This window comes from Streptomyces nanshensis (assembly GCF_001751255.1).
Taxonomy (GTDB): Bacteria; Actinomycetota; Actinomycetes; order Streptomycetales; family Streptomycetaceae; genus Streptomyces; species Streptomyces nanshensis_A.
In genome coordinates this window covers 1-2,602 of the sequence record NZ_LJGW01000170.1, presented here as the reverse complement: position 1 = coordinate 2,602, position 2,602 = coordinate 1, and the positions used below count along the sequence as shown (strand labels likewise).

The window sequence follows — 2,602 nt, the reverse complement described above, 5'->3', positions numbered from 1 at the left end:
CTCTGTCCGGTCTCGAAGGGCGCCGGCGCCGCGAGCGGTGCGGCGGACTCGGACGCCCCGGCGGCGGTGCCGTCGTCGTGGTGGTGCTCGGTCACGGGTGCGTCACTCCTGCGGCTCGGGACGGGATCTCGGGGCGGGACACGGACGGAGCCAGGGCGGCGGGCACGGGGGCGGGTGCGGGCACGGCCGCGCGTCCGCGAGCCCGAACTGCCCGGCCCCGTACGGCGGTTGGCAGCGGACATGTACGGGGCGCGGCGAGGCCGCCCCACCGCGCCGTCCTGCGGCGGAGACTCACGCGGCTCCCTCCCGGTCGTCGCGACCGTCGCGCCCTTCACGGGCTTCACGGGCCTCCCGGTCCTCGCGGCCGGACGCCATCCCCTCGGCGTCCAGCACCGCCGTACCGACGACGAGGTCCGCTCCCCCGAACTCCTCGTCGTCCAGCTCCTCCCCGTCGTCCACCGCGAAGAGGAGCCGGCGCTCGCCCTGCCGGTAGGCCGTGCCCACCGGCGGGCTGGCGGCGTGCACCGCCAGCAGCGAGACCAGATAGGGCAGTTCGGGATCGCGGCGCCGGGCGTCGGCCAGCAGGCCGGACAAGCGGCGCGGCGCGTCGGCGGGCAGATCCAGCAGCTCCATGGCCGATTCGAGCTGCTCCTCGCTGAATCTGCTGTCGTCGGGGGTGGCGATCAGATCCGGCTCCGGCATCTCCGCTCCGAGGTGCTCGCGCGGCGCGGGCGGGGTGAGCAGCATCTCCGTCAGATCACCGAGACGTACGGCGCCGGGGGTGCGCAGCCCGGCGCCGCGCGCGAAGAAGGCGTCGGTGACGGCCGCCGCGCGCTCCACCGGCAACGGCAGCAGCGGCGCGAGGAGTTGGCCGTACAGATCGAGCCCGGCGCGGGCGGCGGGCGGTGCGAACGCCTGCCGGTCCTGCTCGGCGCGGAAGAGCGGACCGGCCGCGAGCAGCCGCGACTGGAGCTGGGTGTGGCGGCGGATGCAGTCCTTGACGATGTCGACCAGTTCGGCCGCGCGGCGCTTGTGGTCCGGGCCGCGCTCGGCGGCCGCGTCGTCGCGGGCGCGGCGGATGTTGGTGAGGATGGCGTTCTCATGCCGGTACCGCTCGGCGACGTGTTCCAGGGCCTCGGTGATCATGTCGGGCACGGTGCTCAGCCAGTCGACCGCGCGCACGTCGCGCCGGGTGGCCTCCAGGGTGCGGCGCAGCGTCTCGGCGTACTGCACCGTGCGGTAACGGGCCTGCTCGGCGGCGAGTTGGGCGTCGGCGAGGCGGCCGCGGCTGATGAGCACCTCCAGCTTGACCTCCGCCGCGATCTGGGCGCTGGTGACGTCCGTGTCGAGGGCGCCGACCAGGACGTTGACGGCCTCGTCGGTCGTACGGAGATAGACGCTGCCACCGGGACCGGGGACCTCCTCGATGAGCTTGAAGTCGTAGTCGCGGCGCACATAGGAGCCCTCCGGCCCGAACGTGCCGTACACGGCGCGGAATCCGCGGTCGACGCTGCCGACGTTCAGCAGGCTCTCCAGCACCCAGCGGGCCACGCGCTCGTGTTCGGCGGCCGGGCGGTCCGGGGCCTGCGCGGCGACGCGGGGCAGCAGCCGCGCCACGACGTCCTCGTGGTCGGCGCCGGTGTCGAAGTCCATCTGAAGGGTGACCAGATCGATGGCGCTGAGGGCCACCTCCGCCATCGCGTACGTGCTGTACTCCCCCGCGAGGTTGGCCTTGCGGACGTCCAGGTCGTGCAGCGGCGCCGTGCAGGCCAGGGCGCGGAGACGGCGCGCGAGGCCCTCGTCGGCCGCGGGGCCGGGTGCCGGGGAGGGGAGGATCGGCGGGGCGTGCTCAGTCACGACGGACACACTATGCGGTGGCGGTGACAGCGCCCGAATCGGCCCCGTATGTCGCTTACGTCACCAGCGCGTTGCCGGTGCTCGCCGCCGACTGTGCGCCCTCTGACGGCAGTTCACGCGGCGCGGCGCGGCGGCGCCCCGTCAGCTCCTGGACAGGCATGAACGGGCCTGGACGCGCCCGGCCCGTACGGGACTTCGCCCCGCCGCCGCGAGTCGCACCGTCTCCCGGCAGCCGCCGTCTCAGCGCCCGGCGTCCGCCCCCGCCTCCGGGCTGAGCCGCCCGCGTACGGCGCTCTGCACCCCGGCCTCCTCGGCGGGGTCGGCGGCGAGCCTGCGCAGCCGTTCCACGACGCGTTCGTCGCCGGTCGCCGCGTACTCCGCGGCCAGCGCGNCTCGTCCCCGGTCGCGGCGGACTCCGCGGCGAGCGCGCGAGTCGTCTCCTCGCAGTCCCACAGGCATTCCACGGCGAAGCCCGCCGCGAAAGAGGGGTCCGTCAGGGCGAGCGCTCCGGCCGCGCGGCCGCGCAACTGCGAGGAGGCCGTCTCCCGGTAGATGTGCCGCAGCACCGGCGCCGCGCACTCGACGCCGAGGCGGCCCACGCCGTCCACCAGCGGCCACAGCCCGTCGGCGTCCGGGCCCTCCGTACGTACGGTGCGGCGCAGCGCGCCGAGCACGGCGGAGGCGTCCTGGGCGCCGCCGCAGCACGCGAGCATCTCGGCGGCCACGCTCCGCAGCCCCGCGGGCA

At 75.5% G+C, this 2,602-nt stretch carries 1 protein-coding gene and 1 pseudogene; both read right to left on the bottom strand.

Annotation, left to right across the window (positions count from 1 at the left end):
- Window positions 1-291 precede the first annotated feature (291 nt).
- Window positions 292-1,857, bottom strand: a complete 1,566-nt coding sequence (locus AN218_RS10700; protein WP_079132026.1) for a hypothetical protein — start codon at window positions 1,855-1,857, stop codon at window positions 292-294.
- 240 nt (window positions 1,858-2,097) lie between these two features.
- Window positions 2,098-2,602, bottom strand: a pseudogene (locus AN218_RS34340) (HEAT repeat domain-containing protein); the annotation flags it as partial.